Source organism: Xanthomonas cannabis pv. cannabis, from assembly GCF_000802365.1.
Classification (GTDB): domain Bacteria; phylum Pseudomonadota; class Gammaproteobacteria; order Xanthomonadales; family Xanthomonadaceae; genus Xanthomonas; species Xanthomonas cannabis.
Genome location: NZ_JSZE01000006.1, coordinates 41,038 through 58,301, shown reverse-complemented (window position 1 = coordinate 58,301; position 17,264 = coordinate 41,038). Strand labels below are relative to the sequence as shown.

The following is a 17,264-nucleotide window of genomic DNA, read 5'->3' as shown; positions in this document are numbered from 1 at the left end:
GCACGATCCAGCTGCACAAGCAGCCTGATCCGGTAGCAGCGTGCGCATGGCGAGTTGCACGCAGCGCGGCAGATGCGCCCAGTCTCCACGATGCCGGAGCCCAGCTGTTCCACTGCGTCCAGCAACATGGCTTGGTCCAGCGTTCCACCTGGAAGAGCGGCGATGCGCTGCGCCGCAAGCCGTTCGCCCGCATGCCGCATGCGGACCGGTGCCTGCGAGCTCTTCACGTGCAGCAGAACCGCGCTTGCGAACACTACGGCAAATCGACCCGGAGATGCGTGTGGCCATCACTCAAGCAAAGCAGGTTCTGCAAACCGCTCCACCCAAGGCGGTGGCCGCTGCCGCTGCGCGCGGCCTGCGCCTGCGCGAGCAGCATGGGCGCGGCGGCACCGCGATTGGCGTGGCGCGTGCGCGCGATCTCTCAGCGCAGAAGTCGCTGTCTGCACAGACCATTCGCCGCATGCATTCCTACTTCGCCCGACACAGCGTCGACAAGAACGGCAAAGGCTGGGCAGATGCCAAGGCGCCCTCGGCCGGCTATATCGCCTGGCTGCTGTGGGGCGGCGATGCAGGCCAGCGCTGGGCCGCACGTCTGCTCCAGCGTCTGGACGCAGGGGCGAGCAAGAAGGCCGGCGCCTCCACACGTGCAGGTGGCGCCTCGAAAACGGCTGCCAAGAAACAGACGTCGAAGACACGTGGCGCAACGTCGTTGGTGACGAAAAAGACGCCAGCGCGCAAAGCTGCCACAAAAAAGTCAGCAACGAAGAAGGCAGCAACGAAGAAGGCAGCAACGAAGAAGTCAGCAACCAAGAAGTCAGCAACCAAGAAGTCAGCAGCGAACAAGCCGGCCAGGAAGTCGGGCGCCAAGAAGGTTTCGGCAAGAAAGACGGCCGTAAAAAAGGTGGCCTCGCGGGGCGCGCCCGGCACCAAGCGTGCTTCAACGACCACGGCAAGGACAACGGCCAGGAAGACGTCGGCGCAACGCGGCACTGCCAGCAAGAGCGCGACGTCCGCAAAGGCCGTAAAAAAAGCCACCGCCAGGAAGTCTGCACCCTGGAAAACGCCCAACCCCAAGAGCGCATCGCGCTCCACATCGCTGTCTCCCGCACAGAAGTCCCAGGCCAGGAAGCGTGCCAAGGCGGCGGGCCGGCCCTATCCCAACCTGGTGGACAACATGGCGGTGGCCAGCAAGCGCACCACCAAGCGTGCGGGTACATCGGGCGCCGCGAAGAAGACGGCGACAAAGAAATAACCGCAGGCGGCACACTCCGCCATCGGGTCATGCTGCGTCGGCACTGGTAGTGCTGATGCGGCGCGCCTGCATCGTGCACGGCGAAAGCATCTTGCAGACGGAGCAAGTCTTGGTCCGGCAGGCGGCCAGGGCCTCGGCGCAGTGCTGCAGGGCGCGCCATCGCTGCGTCGACCGTCCCGTGCAGGCCAGGCACGCATGCTGGCAGGCCCGCTAATACGAGGTGCGTTGCCGCTTGCGATCGCCGCGGCATCGATCCGAACAATATTTCACTTCGTCCCAGACCTTCTCCCACTTCTTGCGCCAACAAAACGGCCGTCCGCATTGCACGCAGACCTTTTCCGGCAGGTTCTGCTTCTTGGGAGTTGCCATGTCGAGGCCAGATTCTGGGGGCTGGATGGTTGGGGCTCAAGCATGTCATGGCGACGCGCCCGGTCGAAGCCCCTGCCATCCCAATCTGCCGCTGATGCCGTCGGAAGCAGCGGCGCACCGCGCAAAAGTCTGCAGCGAGTGTCTATAGTGGACACCCGTGGCTGTTGCGGACGCCGTCTGAAGTGACAGACGCGCGAGCGCACACAGGCCAGACTCAAACAAGGATGCTTGTGAAGCGCTTTCTGCTCGTGTTGTCGGCCCTGCTATACGTTGTTGCGCTTTGCCTTCCTGCATTGCATGGCGGCGATGAACACCTGGGGGGCTTTGCCATTCTGCTGCTCGGCTGGATGCAGGTGGTCGACGGCCAGTGCATCGCCTGGATGAGTAACCCGCTGTATTGGCTGGCGTGGCTCTGCTATGGCCTCAAGGTGGACAAGATGGCGGCGGCCCTGTTGGTGGCGGCCTGCCTGATCGGACTGGATACCTTTCGCGCAACCCGGTTCGACAAGAACGAGGCGGGCCATCAGGTCATGATCGACCACGTGGGCGCCGCGTTCTATGTCTGGGAGTTGAGTTTTGCGGTCCTGCTCGTCGTGGTGTTGATCCGTCTGTTCAACAAACCCGCCGCGCTGCATGGCGGCCGCGCAGCATGATCGGGCGCAAGCCGTTGCCCGGGCTGCTGACGTCTGCGATGCACGCGGATCCAAGCGGCTCGTGTGTCCAGGGAGTACCGTAGCGGCGTGTACCCGATCCCGCAGCCGACGAGTCGATGATGAACGCCCAGGCCAACGCCGCCGACCAGACCATTCCGATCCTGCCCAGCCGCGCGATTGCGCAGACCCTGGCCTTCTATCGCCGACTTGGCTTCGAAGGCGATGCGCATGCGCATGATGCGGGCTATGCAATCTTGCGACGTGGCGCGGTGGAGCTGCATTTCTTTGCGCACCCGGATCTCGACCCGGCCGCGTGCTATGCGGGCTGTTACCTGCGGGTGGGCAACGTGGATGACGTCTACGCCGCACTGCAGGCGGCAGGGCTCCCGGCGCAAGGCATCCCGCGCATCGACCCGCTTGCCGACAAGCCCTGGGGCATGCGCGAATTTGCGATCGTGGACGAGAGCGGCAACCTGCTGCGGATCGGGCAGGTCATTGCCGGTCGCTGACACGCGCCGCAATCGCCGGGCTGTGTGAGCCAGGTCTGCGGCAGCACGCACGTCGAGCGCGCAGCGGCACGCAGGAACCATCGGGCGCCTCTACGCGTGGTGGAGAGGCGCACCGATGGCAGGTGGGCCGCTCCTGCGCGGCGCGGCATGTGCGGTGCGCAGCACACACATCAGCCACCGTTGCCAGGATGCAACGTCGCTCAACCGGCCTCCAGCGAGGCAAGCATGGTCTCCACTTGGCCCGGTGTGGCATCACCCAAGGCGAGATAGGCTTTCGCCAGCGCATCGGCGAAGCGCGAATCTGCAGCCAGCGTGCCAAATACTGCGTCCAGCGCGAGAAAACGCGCGACATCAGCGGCGGCATCGCCAGTGGCTGCGCGTCCAAGCGCGCCCAGGGCATCGTTCAAGGGGTCGACTAGCGCCACGCCAATGCATGCCTGCCTGCGCACGAAATGCAACCAGGCGGCGACCGGAAGGCATGCACGGTCGATCGGGCGCCCGGCGGCCAGCGCGTCGCCGATCGTGCCGAGCAGGCGTACCGGAATCTTCTGCGAGCCGTCCCAGGCGATCTGGGCGAGCAGGTGGCGGATGGCGGGGTTGCGGAAGCGGGCCAGGATGGCGTCGACGTACTGCTGCGCATCGAAGCCTTGCATCGGTTGTAGCGTGGGGGCGATGTCATCGCGCATCAGGGCTTCGACAAATGTAGCCAGTTGCCGGTTGCGCATGGCATCGGCGACGGTTTCCAATTCAAGCAGGCTGCCGAGGTAGGCGAGTGCAGAGTGCGGGCCGTTGAGCAGGCGCAGCTTTGCGCGTGCATAGCCGGCGATGTCCTCGCTCAGGGTGACGCCGGCGCGCTCGAATGCAGGGCGACCGTTGCAGAAACGATCTTCGATCACCCATTGGCTATAACGCTCGCGCTGGATGGGCCAGGCATCGTGCACGCCGAGCTGGTCTTGCAGTTGCGCACGCAGCGCGTCATCGGTAGCGGGCGTGATGCTGTCCACCATCGAGCGCGGGAAGGCAACGTGTTGCGCGATCCAGGCTGCGAGCGCGCGGTCATGTTGTTCCGCAAGCCGCACCACGGCGCGCTGCAGCAGCACGCCGTTGTCGGCCAGGTTATCGCAGCTGAGCACGGTGAATGGCGCAGTGCCGTCGTGCATGCGCTGCTGGAGCCCCGCGACGAGATAGCCGATGGCGCTGCGGGGCGCTGCGGGGTGGGCGATGTCGTGGACGATGTCGGGATGGGTCAGGTCGAGCGTGTCGCCGGCCAGGCAATAACCCTTCTCGGTGACGGTGAGCGTGACCAGGCGGACGGCAGGGTCGGCCAGGCGTGCGAGCACGGCAGATTGTTCGTCGGCCGCGCAGAGCAGCTCGCGGATGGCGCCGATGACACGTTGTTGCGGCTGTTCGTCGAGCAAGGCCAGGGTGTAGAGCCCATCTTGTGGACGCAGCGCATTGCGCACGTGCGGGCTATGCAAGGAAACGGCGCAGATGGCCCAGGTGGGGTCTTCGGCGAGTAGGTCGTCGATATAGACGGCCTGGTGGGCGCGATGGAAGGCGCCTGCGCCCAGATGCACGATGCCGATGGTCGTGTGTTTTAGGTCGTAGCTTGGGGTGAGAACGGGGGTGGGTAGGTGAGCGAGTGCTGCGATGGAGAGCGTGGGGATTGGCATGGGGTTTCTTTTAATCGTGGGGTGCTGCAAGTTCGCCTAGTGGCCGTAACCTCAGCCCAACCCCTCTCCCGGAGGGAAAGGGGCTTTGCACGGCGGCTTCTGGGGGCGCCATTACTTGTCGGTGACGGTGAAGCGTTGCTTGCTGCGGATGTCGCTGCTGGAGGCGCCGATCTGCACCTCGTAGGCGCCCGGATCCACGGCGTACGCCTTGCGCTGGTCGTCATAGATGCGCAGCGCGTCCCGCGCCTTGATGGTGAAGCGCACCTCGCGTTGTTCGCCCGGCTGCAGGCTGATGCGTTGGAAGCCGCGGAGTTCCTTGATGGCGCGTTCGCGTTGTGGCTTCAACGGCTGCAGATACAGCTGCACCACTTCGTCGCCTGCGCGTTGGCCGGTGTTCTTCAATGTGACCGTTGCCGTGAGCGTGCTGTCGGCGGCCACGGTTTTGCGATCAAGCTGCACGGTGGAATAAGCGAACTGCGTATACGACAAGCCATGCCCAAATGGATACAGCGGTGCGCCAGCGAAGTAACGATAGGTGCGCCCGCGCATGGCGTAGTCGTCGAAGGCCGGCAGGCGCTCGTCTCCCTTGTAGAAGGTGATCGGCAGGCGACCACCGGGGCTGGCCTGGCCGAACAGCACATCGCCCACCGCGCTGCCGCCGCGCTGGCCGGGGTACCAGGCCAGCAGGATGGCGGGCACGTGTTGCTGCGCCCAGTCGATGGCCAGCGCCGAGCCGGTGGTCAGCACCACCACCACCGGCGTGCCGGTGGCCTGCAGCGCCTGCAGCAGCTCGCGCTGCGGCTTGGGCAAGCGCGTGTCGGTGCGGTCGCCACCGGCAAAGCCGGGATAATTGACGTCCATTTCTTCGCCCTCGACATCGCCGGTGAGGCCGCCGACGAACACCACTACCTCGGCATTACGTGCGGCGTCCACCGCTTCCTGCAGCGGCGGTTTGGCGCCGGGCATGCGCCAGGCCAGGCGCACCCCGGCATCGCGGGTGGCTTCGTAATACTCCACGCGCAGGTCGTAGGCCTTGCCGCCTTCCAGCGCCACGCTGGCAGTGCCGCCGCGCATGCGCGGTGCATCGCTCCACTGATCGATGAGCAACTTGCCGTCCAGGTACAGGCGCACGCCATCGTCGGCGGCAATCTGCAGGTCGTACGTGCCCGAGACCGGCGGCAGCAACTGGCCATGCCAACGCACGCTGAAGTCGTCCTTGGCCAGCGCTTGATCGGCCTGCAGTTCACCGCGGCCGACGGCATCGTCGGTGGGCGCATTGCGGTCCCAGCGGAAGGCGATACGCGGGTCGATGCGGGTCAGCACCGGCTGGCCGACCAACGCACGTCCACGGAAGTATTCACCGGTGAGGCCGTTCTGCTTGGCATCCGGTGCCGGGCGCAGATAGCGGGTGTCGATCGGTGCCGCGGCATTGGGGTCTTCGCGCCCTTCCACCAGGTCGCTGCCGCGCGCGTAGACCACCTGCGTCTGCGGTGCGGCGTCGCGGATGCCTTGCAGGATGGTGACCGGCGCGGCCGGCGTGCCGTAGTAATTGCCCAGCAGCGACATCGGGTCGTCGGCGGTGGGGCCGATCACGGCGATGCGCTTGAGCGTGGGTTTGAGCGGCAGCAGGCCGTCGTTCTTCAGCAGCACCAGCGATTCACGCGCGGTGCGGCGGGCCAGTGCATCGTGCTCTGGCGATTGATTGGCTGATGCAGGAATCTGCGCCCACGGCACCTTGGCCGGCGGGTCGAACATGCCCAGCCGCATGCGTGAGGTCATCAGCCGCTTGAGCGCGGTGTCGATGCTGGCCTCCTCGATCAAGCCGGCACGCACCGCTGCCGGCAACGCGGCGTAGGTGTCGCCGCAATCCAGGTCGGTGCCGTGCTTGACGCCGAGTGCGGCCGCCGCTTCGGGCGTGGGCACGATCTTGTGGTTCTGCCAGATATCGCGGATGGCGGCGCAGTCGCTGACGATATAGCCATCGAAGCCCCAATCGCGGCGCAGGATGCCTTCCAGCCGGGTGCTGGCCGAGGCGGACTCGCCATTGACGCGGTTATAGGCGCCCATCACTGCAGCAACCTTGCCTTCCTGCACCAGGGCCTGAAACGCCGGCAGATAGGTCTCGTAGAGATCGCGCTCGCTGGGGTGTACATCGAAGTGATGGCGGTCAGCCTCCGGGCCGCTGTGCACGGCGAAGTGCTTGGCGGTGGCATCGAGCTTGCGGTACGGCCCCTGCTGCGCCTGCAGGCCCTGCACGAAGGTCACGCCCATGCGTGCGGTGAGAAATGGGTCTTCGCCGTAGGTTTCCTGCCCGCGGCCCCAGCGCGGGTCGCGGAAGATGTTGATGTTCGGCGACCAGAACGTGAGCCCCTGATAGCGCTTGTGCTCGCCGCGCGCCAGAAACGCGTGGTGCTTGGCGCGCGCTTCGTCGCCGATGGCGGTGGCCACCTCGGCCATCAACGGCGTGTCGAAGGTGGCTGCCAACCCGATCGCCTGCGGAAACACCGTGGCACCGCCGGCGCGCGCCACGCCGTGCAGCGCTTCGTTCCACCAATCGTAGGCCGGCACCTGCAGGCGCGGGATGGCGGGCGCAGCGTTCTGCATCTGCGCGGCCTTTTCTTCCAGCGTCATGCGCGCCACCAGATCGGCGGCGCGCGCGTCGAAGCTGCGTTGCGTGTCCAGATACGGCGGTGGTGTGGCGGCCTGGGCAGCGCCTGCGGCGCACCCGAGTACGAGCAGGACGCCGTGTGCGAGCGAGCGGAAACGGGCGGGCGGGTAGGAGGGCATGGTCAGTCCTGTTGGCGGTCGGGGTGCGATTGGGCGAACGGCCCGATCATGCTGCCGACGAAGCCGCCGGCCTGTTCGGTACTGAGAAAGCCGGCATCGTCGTTGCGGCGGAGCGATTGCCAGCCGCGGCCATCGGCATCGAAGGCGAAGCTGTACGCGCCGCCATCGCCGCTGATCTGCAGGCGCAGCTGGGCGGTTGCCGGAATGCGGGTCTGCGCAAGCGTGGTGGTGGTGGCGCCATCGCGCTTGTCCAGGAACACCTGCAGCGCATCGCCATCGCGACGGACGCCGAGTGCATACCACGCGTTGGAATGTTGAAACGCGGCCAGCCCCGCACTGATGCCTGCCTGTGCGGGCACATCCAGCGCCGTGCTTGCCGTAAAGCGCGTGTGTTGCTGGCGGCGTGCGAGGAAGGCCGGCGTGCCGGCGCTGTCCAGCCCCTGCGTGCCGGCATGCAGTGTCAGCCAGCCTGCACGCGTGCGCAGCTCAGCCACCTCGCTCTTGGGCACGCGGACGCTCAGCCACTCGCGCTGCAGCGTGGCGTGGTCGAAGCCGTCATGCCAGGTGAAGTTGCCCGCCAATGGCGCCTGCGTGGCGCGCGCTGTTTTTGCACCGGTGGGCGCCTTGGCGATGTAGGGAATCGGCTGGCCCGCCGGCAGGATGGAGGGCCAGCCATCGCGCCACTGCACCGGCAGCAAAAACGTTTCGCGCCCGGTGTTGTAGCGATCGCCGGCGTACGGGCGGCTGGCCAAAAACACCGCCCACCACTGCCCATCGGGCGTGTCCACCAGATCCACGTGGCCGGCATTGCTGATTGGCTGCGCGCGCGCGGCCGGCAGGTCGCGTTGGGTCAGGATGGGGTTGTTCGGTGCGGGCGCATACGGCCCCCACACGTTGCGGCTACGCAAGACCACCTGCGAATGCTGCGGCCCGGTGCCGCCTTCGGCGCAGGACAGGTAGTACCACCCGTCGCGTTGATACAGGTGCGGGCCTTCGATCCAGATCGGCTTGCTGGCCAGATCCACGCCGCCATTGAGCAGCACCTTGCGCGGGCCGACCGGTTGTTTGGTGGCGAGGTCGAAACGCTGCATCCAGATCGCACGATGGCCCTCGTACAACGGCGTGCCCTGCGGTGGGCCGTTGTTGAGCAGGTAGGCGCTGCCATCGGTGTCGAAGAACAATGAGGGGTCGATGCCGTCGATACCCGGCAGCCAGGTCAGCGCCGACCACGGGCCCGCAGGGTCGCTGGCACTGGCGATGAAGTTGCCCCCGCTATCGACCGACGTACCCACCACGTAAAAGCGCCCGGCGTGGTGGCGGATGCTGGCGGCGAACATGCCGCGCGACACGCCCAACCCGTCGTAATCCAGTTGCTCGCGGCGCTTGACCACATTGCCGATCTGCGTCCAGTGCACCAGATCGCGGCTCTCAAACACCGGAATCGCCGGGAAGTACGCAAACGTGGAATTGACCAGGTAATAGCGCTCGCCCACGCGGGTGATGCTGGGGTCCGGATAGAAGCCGGCCAGGATCGGGTTGCGGTAGTGGCCGGCCGGCAGCGGAGTTGCGAACACCGCATCGTCGCCACGGTAGTCGAACCAATCAAAGGCGACATCCACGCCGGTGGGTGCCGCTGCCGTTGCCGTTGCCTGCGCCGCAGCAGGCGCCGGCGCAGCCATCAGCAGGACCAGTGCTGCCGGCAGCAGGCGCATCACCAGTCCCACATCGCGCCGTCTTCCAGGCGTGCGATGGGTAACTGCTTGGGCACGTACGGATACTTTGCGGCCAAGTCTTCATCGATGTCCACGCCATGCCCGGGGGTTTCGCCGCAGTGCAGGCGGCCGTCGCGGAAGGTGTAGTCATGCGGGAACACCGCGTTGGCTTCGTCGGAGTGGAACATGTATTCCTGGATGCCGAAGTTTGGCACCCAGGTGTCGAAGTGCAATGCTGCGCCCATGCACACTGGCGACAGATCGGTGGCGCCGTGGAAGCCGGTGCGCACCTGGTGCAGCGCGGCGAAGTCCGCCAGCCGGCGCACGTGGGTGATACCACCTGCATGCACAATGGTGGTGCGGATGTAGTCGATCAGCTGCTGCTCGATCAGGTGCTTGCAGTCCCAGATCGAGTTGAACACCTCGCCCACTGCCAGCGGTGTCACGGTGTGCTGGCGAATGATCTCGAACGCCCGCTGGTTTTCCGCCGGGGTGGCGTCTTCCAGCCAGAACAGCCGGTACGGCTCCAGGTCGCGGCCCAGGCGCGCGGCTTCGATCGGGGTGAGCCGGTGGTGCGCATCGTGCAGCAGCTCGATCTCATCGCCATGGTCGCTGCGCAATTGCTCGAACAACTTGGGCACCACGCCGAGATAGCGCGGCGTGGACCATACCGTCTCGGTGGGCAGTTCGCTTTCTGCCGGCTCGTAGGGCTTGCCGCCCACTGAAATACCGTAGGTCTTCTTGATGCCCGGCACGCCGCATTGCGCGCGGATGGCGATGAAGCCCATCTCGCGGAAGCGGCCCACTTCATCGCTGGTTTCGGCGATATCGCGGCCGTTGGCGTGGCCGTACACCAGCGCGCCTTCGCGCGAGCGCCCGCCGAGCAGTTGATACAAGGGCATGCCGGCCATCTTGCCCAGGATGTCCCACAACGCGACATCGACTGCGGCAATCGCGCTCATGGTCACCGGGCCACGCCGCCAATACGCGCCGCGGTAGAAGAACTGCCAGATGTCCTCGATGCGCCCGGCATCGCGGCCGATCAGGTTGGGCACCAGATGTTCCTGCAGGTACGCTGCCACCGCCAGCTCACGGCCGTTGAGCGTGGCATCGCCCAGCCCGGTGATGCCCGAGCGGGTGCGGATCTTCAAGGTGACGAAATTGCGCCCGGGGCAGGTGACGATGACGCGCGCCTCGACGATCTCGCGGTCGCGGGCAGAACCTTGCTGCGGTGCAGGGGAGTCGGGAGTCTGTGACATCGTGATCTCGCTCAGGGGGAAGGGGTGGCGGTAATGGGACGTTCGAACGGGCCGGCCGGCAGGCCGCTGCGGTCGTACAGCGTGCACACCGGGCTGTCGGCCCAGCAGTAGCGCACGCGGGTGGCCTGCAGGCCGGCGGGAACACGCAGCTGGATCTCGCGCCCTGACAGCGTGGCGCTGGCATAGCGACAGGTGCCGGCAGCCTCGCCGCATAGCTCAAAGCTGATGGGCGCGTCGGTGCCGTAACTCAGCAGCGTGGTGTCGACAGCGTCGAAGCCGATGCGCACGTCCTCGCCCGCACGATGAGCACTGCGCGGCACCGGGCCGGACGGGGCGATCGCCTCGCCATACACCACATGCCGCGCTGCACGCGCCAGGCGCCGGCCCAGCTCCTGCTTGTTGGCCGGATGGATGTCGTAGCGGTCGCCGATATCGATCGCCACCGCCAACCCGGCGTGTGCATCGTCGGCAACGAAGCGCCGCTGCGCCTCGCGCAATTGCGCCCAACCGCTTTCGGTCGGTTGGGTGGGCGGCGTGCCGTAATTGGCCAGCTGCACGACCAGCAGCGGCAATTGCGCACCGAAGCGCTGTCGCCAATCGCGCTGCCATGCGTTGAGCAATGCCGGGTAATGCACCGCATCGCCGGCATTGGATTCGCCCTGGTACCACAGCACCCCACGCAGGCCCAGGTGCCCGAGCGGGGCGATCATGCCGTTGTACAAGGTGGTGAGCCCTGCAGCCGACGACCACGGCGCTCGCGGTGGTGTGCCCACTGCCGGCGGCACGATGCGGTACTGCCATGGCGCATCCAACGCCAGCATGCTGCCATCGGCAAACTGCAGTGCGCGCGAGTGCGCATCGCCCAACAAACCGCCGCGCCGGTAGGTGTTGAGCACATTGAGCACGATGCTGTTGCGCCCGGCACGCAGTCGTCCGCGCGGCAGCACGTAGCGACGCGGCTGGTCCGCACCGTAGCTGCTGCCCACGCCGCGCCCGTTGACCCAGGTCTGGTCCAGTTCGTCCACCGGCCCCAGCAACAACGTCGCGTCCTGCGCGGCCTGTGCCGGTGTCAGTTCGATGCTGGTGCGGTACCACACCATGCCGTTGAAGCCGACCAGCTGCGGCACGCCCCAGTCGTCCCATGCACCCAGTGCCGGCGGTGCACCCTGCCAGTCGCCGGGCGCATCCGGCTGCCACGGTTCGCCTTCGCCATGCGCATGCCACCAGGCTTCCCACAGCGCGGCCCACTGCGGCGCGGCCGCCACCGGGTCGGTTGCGTAACGCGCCAGCACGTCCAGCGCAGGGCCATCGTCGCCGGCCGCACGCAGCGGCGCGTCGCCGATCCAGGCCTGCAGTTGCGAGCCGCCCCATGAGGCATTGATCAAGCCCATCGGCACGTCCACGGTCTTCTGCAACTCACGCGCGAAGTAGTAGCACGCGGCAGAAAACTCCTTCACCGTCTCCGGCGTGGTGCGCTGCCACGTTGCAACGCCACCGAAGCCGCGTTGCGGGGTTGGGCTGGATTGCGCGGGCACCTTGAACATGCGGATGCTGGGGTGGTCGGCGTCGGCAATCTCGCTGCGTGCATCCAGCGTGCGGTGCACCTGCAGCTCCATGTTCGACTGCCCCGAACACAGCCACACATCGCCGATCAGTACATCATCGATCTGCTGCATCGCACCGTCGGCAGTGCTGGCCGTCAGGCGATACGGGCCGCCGGCCGCATGCGCGGGCAGGCGTGCCTGCCAATGCCCTTGCCGGTCCGCGCGTGCCTGCACCTGTTGCGCCTCCAGTTGCACGGTGACACGTGCGCCCGGCGCCGCATCGCCCCACACGCGGATCGGCGCATCGCGCTGTAGCACCGCATGGTCCTGGAACACGGGATGCAGCAGCGATGCATCTGCAGCGCTTGCCAACCGCGGCAGCAGCAACACCGATAACGCGGCGACCAACACGTTCAGCCGGCATGCGCTCACTTCGGATTCCCCGGTGCGTACGGAAATGTCAGTGCCTGGTAATACGCCAACGGGTGCGCTGGCGGCGCCACCCCAGCAGGCAGCGGGCGGCCGGACACGCTCTGGAAATAGGCGATGCTCGCATCGCGCCACCACTGCGCCTCACCCTGCTGGATCGCCAAGAAGTCGGCGACCTGCTGGTAGCGCTGTGCATCGATCTTGCCGGCGAGGCCTTGCCAGGTCGTGCGCATCGCAGCCACCTCACTCACGCCATGGTCGTAACGCCAGACCAGCTCGTCCCACAGCGGCCTGCCGGAGGCCATGCGGTGATCCCACGGCACATGATGGAACCACAGCAGCAAGGCCTCGGGCACGCGCTGCACATCGCCGAACACGCGTGCGACTGGCGGCGCATATTGCGCAATGGCATTGCTGCCGCTGGCGCTGCGATCGAAGCCGATCCCGTTGCGGTCGGCGCGGTGGTAATACACCGGGTCCCAATCCGGACGCTCGCTGCCGGCATCCCACGGTGCCGGGCCGTAATGGTGGCCGCGCCCCATCAGGTGATGCAGCCCGAGCGGGGTCATGTAGTCCACCACCGCCTCGCGCGAGCGCAGCATCATGCCGACCACCGGTTTGACCACGGCCGGATCGTTGGAAAACGTCATGCGCGCCCATTCCTGCGCAATGGCCTGCGGCGACAGCTGCGGGTCCCACGCCAACCGCCCGTATGCGTACCAGTTGGCCTGATCGAAGATCGAGCCGCTCCAATTGCGGTCGGCACCGATATTGGCCACGCCAGCAATGCCGGTCAGCCGCGTGCGTTTGCCATCGGCGAACAAGCTGCCATCCACGGTCTTTGCAACGGTCGAGCCCTTGCCGCGCGCATAGGTGTCGGCTTGCAAGGTCTCGGAAAATAGCGGGCCCAGATAGGCCAGATGCGTGGAAAAGCCAAGGTATTCCTTGGTGATCTGAAACTCCGGCATCAATGGTGTCTTGCGCATCGCACCGAACAACGGGTGAAACGGCTCGCGCGGCTGGAAGTCGATGGCGCCGTTTTTCACCTGCACGATCACGTTGTCGCGGAAGGCGCCATCCAGCGGCACGAATTCGCTGTACGCCTGTTTGGCGCGGTCGTCCGGCTGCTCATGCGAATAGACGAAGGCCCGCCACATCACCACCCCGCCATGCGGCGCCAGCGCATCGGCCAGCAGATTTGCGCCATCGGCATGGCTGCGTCCGTAATCCTGCGGGCCGGGCTGGCCTTCGGAATTAGCCTTGACCAGAAACCCGCCAAAATCCGGGATGCGCGCATAGATTTCATCGGCCTTGTTGCGCCACCAGCGCTGCACTTGCGGGTCCAGTGGGTCGGCAGTTTTCAGACCACCGATCTCGATCGGCGCACTGAAGCGCGCACTGAGAAACACCCGAATGCCATAGGGACGAAACACCTGCGCCAGTGCCGCGGCCTTGTCCAGGTACTGCAGCGTGAGACTCCACGCCTTGGCGTTGACATTGTTGAGCACGGTTCCATTGATGCCCAACGAGGCATTGGCGCGCGCATAGTCGGTGTAACGCGGGTCCAGATAGCCGGGCAAGGTTTGCCAGTTCCACAACGAGGCGCCGGCATAGCCACGCTCCACCACGCCATCGAGATTGTCCCAATGATTGAGCATGCGCAGCTGCAGGCGCGGCGCCTCGCGCACATCCAGCGCAGTGAGCGGTTGGCCGGTCTGCAGCAGGCGCAGGAAGCGAAACGCGCCATATAACGCGCCGACATCGCTGCCGCCCACGATGGCCGTGGTGCGACGCCCATCGACGCTGACCGTGCGGATCAGATAGCCCTCGCGGCCCAGGCCATCGGTTTTCAGCTTCAATGCCGCCAGCTGCGGGGCCGTCGCGGCGCCCAGCAGGATGCTGCCATCGGCGGTGACGGTCGCGGTGGTGGGCAGCGCGGTGCCCAGTAGCCCCTGTACACCGCGTTGCAGTTCTTCCCGCGCGGCCCGCAGCGTAGGCGAATCACCGGCCACCACCAGGGCGCTTGCGTGCTGGCGCAGCTGCGCGGCATTGCCCAGGGTGTGGTAGCGCAACCATAGCTCGTAGCCATCTTCGGCATGCACGGGGGCGACCGGTACCAACACGGCACCCAGCAGTACCAGCCACAGCAGCGCCAGCGCATGCCCGCGCGCGCGCGTGCGGCCCATCCGGCATGCGCTCATGCGGCGCGCTCCTGCAGGCTGCGGGCGCGTGGGTGCATCTCGCCGCTCTGTCTGCTTCCCGGTACCATGGCTTGCATCGCGCCATGTCGGGCTGCCGCGCGTGTACCGGCAGCAGCACGCGAGCATCCGCCCGCTGTCGCAGTCACCTGAAGAGGCCACGCTTGGAGAAGATCAGGAAGTCGGTCCGCCGCACCAGTCGCGCGACCACCATCGACGAGGTGGCGGCGCTGGCGAAGGTGTCGCCGATGACGGTCTCGCGTGTGGTCAACAACAACGGCAGTGTCCGCGATGCCACCCGCGAGCGGGTGATGCGCGCGGTCGACAAGCTCGGTTACACGCCCAATCTCGCTGCCAGTGCGCTGGCCGCTGCACAGAGCACCCGTATCGCGTTGATCTACAGCGATCCCAGCGGCGCGTATTTGCGCGAGCTGTTGCTGGGTGTGTTGCGCGTGGCCTCGCGGACCTCGATCCAGCTGGTGATCGACTGCTGGGACGACCTGGATGCCGATGCCGAGCGCCGTGCAGCACGCAAGCTTGCCAAGGGCGTGGCCGGCGTGATCCTGCCGCCGCCGCTGTGCGAGTCCAGGGCCGCAGTGCTGGAGCTGGTGCGCGCCAAGGTGCCGGTGGTGGCGATCGCCTCCAACCACTTCAGCCCCGATGTGGCCTGCGTGCGGATCGATGAATTCGCCGCCGCCAAGGAGATCACCGAGCATCTCATCGCACAGGGGCATACGCGCATCGGCTATATCGCCGGGCATCCGAATCTGTCGGCCAGCACGCGACGCTTCGAAGGGTTTCAGGCCGCGTTGTCCGATGCCGGTTTGCGCCTGGATCGACATCTGGTGCAACCGGGCGACTACACCTACAAATCCGGCCTGGTCGCCGCCGAAAAACTGCTGGCACGCAAACGCCGCCCCAGTGCCATCTTCGCCAGCAACGACGACATGGCAGCCGCGGCCATCTCGGTCGCGCACCGCCGTGGGCTGGAGGTGCCGCGCGACCTGTCGGTAGTGGGCTTCGACGACACCTCTGCCGCCACGGCGGTATGGCCCGAACTCACCACCGTGCAGCAACCCATCGCCGCCATGGCCGATGCCGCGCTGGACATCCTGTTGAAGACGATACGTGCCAAGGAGCGCACGGCGAAGATGGTCGATCATGTGGTCGCGCACCTGCTGGTCAAGCGGGATTCGGTGGCCGCACCGACACCCTTCGATCCGGCCGAGTAAGAGGAGCGACGGCGCGGCCGCAGTACGGGCGCAGTCGCCGACGGGTTGTGCATGTCCTGTGCGTCCCTGCGGTGGCCGGCGTGATGTCCCCTGCGTAGTACGCGCCACGCTGGCGTCGATCTGGATGCGTGGCTGCATCGCCTGCATTGCCGCCAGGGCAATGCAGGCGGGGTGTCCCATCCACGCCGCGTCCCACGCCGCGCGCGTGGCAACGTTCACCGGATCAGATACTGATTGATCAGGTTTTCGTAGGCTTCCTGACGGCCGCTGAGTTGCTTGGGCGCATTACCGGCGGCGTACTTGGCCAGATCCGCCAGCGTGCTGGTGCCGTTGGCAAAGTCGGCACCGGCGCCGCTGTCGAAGCTGGCGTAACGCTCGGCGCGCCAGGTCTCCAGCGGCGAAGACGTCAGCAGCGCATTGGCCACTTCCAGCCCGCGTGCGAACGCGTCCATGCCACCGATGTGCGCCAGGAACAGGTCCTGCGGGTCGGACGACTCGCGGCGCACCTTGGCGTCGAAATTCAGGCCACCCGGTGCCAGCCCGCCCTGGCGCAGCACCACCAGCATCGCGCCGACGGTGTCGTACAGGTCGGTCGGGAACTGGTCGGTATCCCAGCCATTCTGCGGGTTGCCGCGGTTGGCATCGATGCTGCCGAGCAGGCCGGCATCACTGGCAACCTGCAGATCGTGCTCGAAGCTGTGACCGGACAGGGTGGCGTGGTTGGCCTCGATATTGAGCTTGAAATCCTGGTCCAGGCCATGCTGACGCAGGAAGCCGATCACCGTGGCGCTGTCGAAGTCGTATTGGTGCTTCATCGGCTCCATGGGCTTGGGCTCGATCAGGAAGTTGCCTTTGAAGCCGATCGCGCGGCCGTAGTCGCGTGCCAGGGTGAGGAAGCGCGCCATGTTGTCCTGCTCGCGCTTCATCTGCGTGTTGTGCAGGCAGGCATAGCCTTCGCGGCCGCCCCAGAACACGTAGTTTTCACCGCCCAGTTCCACCGTGGCATCGATCGCCGCCTTGACCTGCACCGCGGCACGCGCCACCACATTGAAGTCCGGGTTGGTCGATGCACCATTCATGTAGCGCGGGTGCGAGAACAGGTTGGCGGTGCCCCAGAGCAGCTTGATGCCGGTGTCGGCCTGGCGCTGCTTGGCGATGCCCACCATGTGCTTGAGGTTGCTTTCGTACTCGCCGATGTCGTCGGCATCCGGCGACAGGTCGATATCGTGAAAGCAGTAATACGGCACGCCGAGCTTGGTGAAGAATTCGAACGCGGCATCGGCCTTGGCCTCGGCACGATCGAGCGCGCTGTTGCCGATATCCCACGGATACGCACGCGTGCCCGGGCCGAACGGATCGGCGCCGTTGCCGCAGAAGCTGTGCCAGTAGGCCACGGCAAAGCGCAGGTGCTCGGCCATGGTCTTGGCGCCGATCTTCTTGTTGGCGTCGTAAACCTTGAACGCGAGCGGGTTGTCGGAGTCGCGGCCTTCGAAGCCGATCTTGCCGATGCCGGGGAAATACTCTTTGGCGCCGATGTAGACGGTGTTGCTCATGGGGTGGAACTCCTGCAAGGAGGCGAGGGAAGGCAAGGGTGTTGCAAACGAGTGGCCAGTCGCGCAGCGCGGGGGTCGCCCATGTGCACTGCCG

12 protein-coding genes are annotated in these 17,264 nt (G+C 66.3%); 4 read left to right on the top strand and 8 right to left on the bottom strand.

From position 1 onward, the window contains the following. Positions 1-280 precede the first annotated feature (280 nt). Positions 281-1,252 (top strand): DNA-binding protein, encoded by a 972-nt coding sequence (locus OZ10_RS22655; RefSeq protein ID WP_202902972.1) that lies wholly within the window; start codon positions 281-283, stop codon positions 1,250-1,252. 210 nt (positions 1,253-1,462) lie between these two features. Here OZ10_RS22655 and OZ10_RS20875 read toward each other — a convergent pair whose 3' ends face one another. Then, complete coding sequence (locus tag OZ10_RS20875) at positions 1,463-1,621, bottom strand: DUF2256 domain-containing protein (protein ID WP_081419226.1); 159 nt, start codon at positions 1,619-1,621, stop codon at positions 1,463-1,465. Positions 1,622-1,851: 230 nt separating this feature from the next. On the opposite strand from OZ10_RS20875, the gene OZ10_RS01795 reads away from it, so the two are divergent. Further along, positions 1,852-2,274, top strand: a complete 423-nt coding sequence (locus OZ10_RS01795) for a hypothetical protein (RefSeq protein ID WP_039563779.1) — start codon at positions 1,852-1,854, stop codon at positions 2,272-2,274. A 119-nt stretch (positions 2,275-2,393) separates the two neighbouring features. Next, positions 2,394-2,783, top strand: coding sequence for a bleomycin resistance protein (locus OZ10_RS01790; RefSeq protein ID WP_039563763.1), 390 nt, complete (start codon positions 2,394-2,396; stop codon positions 2,781-2,783). A 200-nt stretch (positions 2,784-2,983) separates the two neighbouring features. On the opposite strand, the gene OZ10_RS01785 is transcribed toward OZ10_RS01790, so the two are convergent. From OZ10_RS01785 to OZ10_RS01760, 6 genes are all read right to left on the bottom strand, one after another. Continuing rightward, a complete protein-coding gene (locus OZ10_RS01785) occupies positions 2,984-4,456 on the bottom strand; it encodes a mannitol dehydrogenase family protein (protein WP_039563762.1) in 1,473 nt (490 codons plus the stop codon). A gap of 111 nt (positions 4,457-4,567) precedes the next feature. Continuing rightward, a complete protein-coding gene (locus OZ10_RS01780) occupies positions 4,568-7,243 on the bottom strand; it encodes a glycoside hydrolase family 3 protein (protein WP_039563761.1) in 2,676 nt (891 codons plus the stop codon). 2 nt (positions 7,244-7,245) lie between these two features. Then, positions 7,246-8,934 carry a glycoside hydrolase family 43 protein gene (locus tag OZ10_RS01775; RefSeq protein ID WP_039563778.1) on the bottom strand — a complete coding sequence of 563 codons (1,689 nt, stop codon included), beginning with the start codon at positions 8,932-8,934 and terminating at the stop codon, positions 7,246-7,248. Between the two features lie 20 nt (positions 8,935-8,954). Next, positions 8,955-10,214, bottom strand: a complete 1,260-nt coding sequence (gene manD / locus OZ10_RS01770) for a D-mannonate dehydratase ManD (RefSeq protein WP_039408974.1) — start codon at positions 10,212-10,214, stop codon at positions 8,955-8,957. Positions 10,215-10,225: 11 nt separating this feature from the next. After that, positions 10,226-12,190 (bottom strand): sialate O-acetylesterase, encoded by a 1,965-nt coding sequence (locus OZ10_RS01765; RefSeq protein ID WP_039563760.1) that lies wholly within the window; start codon positions 12,188-12,190, stop codon positions 10,226-10,228. Further along, positions 12,187-14,373 carry an alpha-glucuronidase family glycosyl hydrolase gene (locus OZ10_RS01760; RefSeq protein ID WP_039563759.1) on the bottom strand — a complete coding sequence of 729 codons (2,187 nt, stop codon included), beginning with the start codon at positions 14,371-14,373 and terminating at the stop codon, positions 12,187-12,189. The genes OZ10_RS01765 and OZ10_RS01760 overlap by 4 nt, the downstream gene beginning before the upstream one ends. A 176-nt stretch (positions 14,374-14,549) precedes the next feature. On the opposite strand from OZ10_RS01760, the gene OZ10_RS01755 reads away from it, so the two are divergent. Then, on the top strand, positions 14,550-15,617 hold the full coding sequence (locus OZ10_RS01755; protein WP_039408983.1) for a LacI family DNA-binding transcriptional regulator: 1,068 nt from the start codon (positions 14,550-14,552) through the stop codon (positions 15,615-15,617). A gap of 215 nt (positions 15,618-15,832) precedes the next feature. Here OZ10_RS01755 and xylA read toward each other — a convergent pair whose 3' ends face one another. Beyond that, entirely contained in the window at positions 15,833-17,170 is a 1,338-nt protein-coding gene (gene xylA / locus OZ10_RS01750) for a xylose isomerase (protein WP_039563758.1), read from the bottom strand. Between the last annotated feature and the right edge of the window lie 94 nt (positions 17,171-17,264).

What these genes read in the sequence shown, in the direction of transcription:
- OZ10_RS20875 (WP_081419226.1), bottom strand. Translation starts at nt 1,621, where the DNA reads ATGGCAACTCCCAAGAAGCAGAACCTGCCGGAAAAGGTCTGCGTGCAA.
- OZ10_RS01790 (WP_039563763.1), top strand. Translation starts at nt 2,394, where the DNA reads ATGAACGCCCAGGCCAACGCCGCCGACCAGACCATTCCGATCCTGCCC.
- OZ10_RS01785 (WP_039563762.1), bottom strand. Translation starts at nt 4,456, where the DNA reads ATGCCAATCCCCACGCTCTCCATCGCAGCACTCGCTCACCTACCCACC.
- OZ10_RS01780 (WP_039563761.1), bottom strand. Translation starts at nt 7,243, where the DNA reads ATGCCCTCCTACCCGCCCGCCCGTTTCCGCTCGCTCGCACACGGCGTC.
- manD (WP_039408974.1), bottom strand. Translation starts at nt 10,214, where the DNA reads ATGTCACAGACTCCCGACTCCCCTGCACCGCAGCAAGGTTCTGCCCGC.
- OZ10_RS01760 (WP_039563759.1), bottom strand. Translation starts at nt 14,373, where the DNA reads ATGGGCCGCACGCGCGCGCGCGGGCATGCGCTGGCGCTGCTGTGGCTG.
- xylA (WP_039563758.1), bottom strand. Translation starts at nt 17,170, where the DNA reads ATGAGCAACACCGTCTACATCGGCGCCAAAGAGTATTTCCCCGGCATC.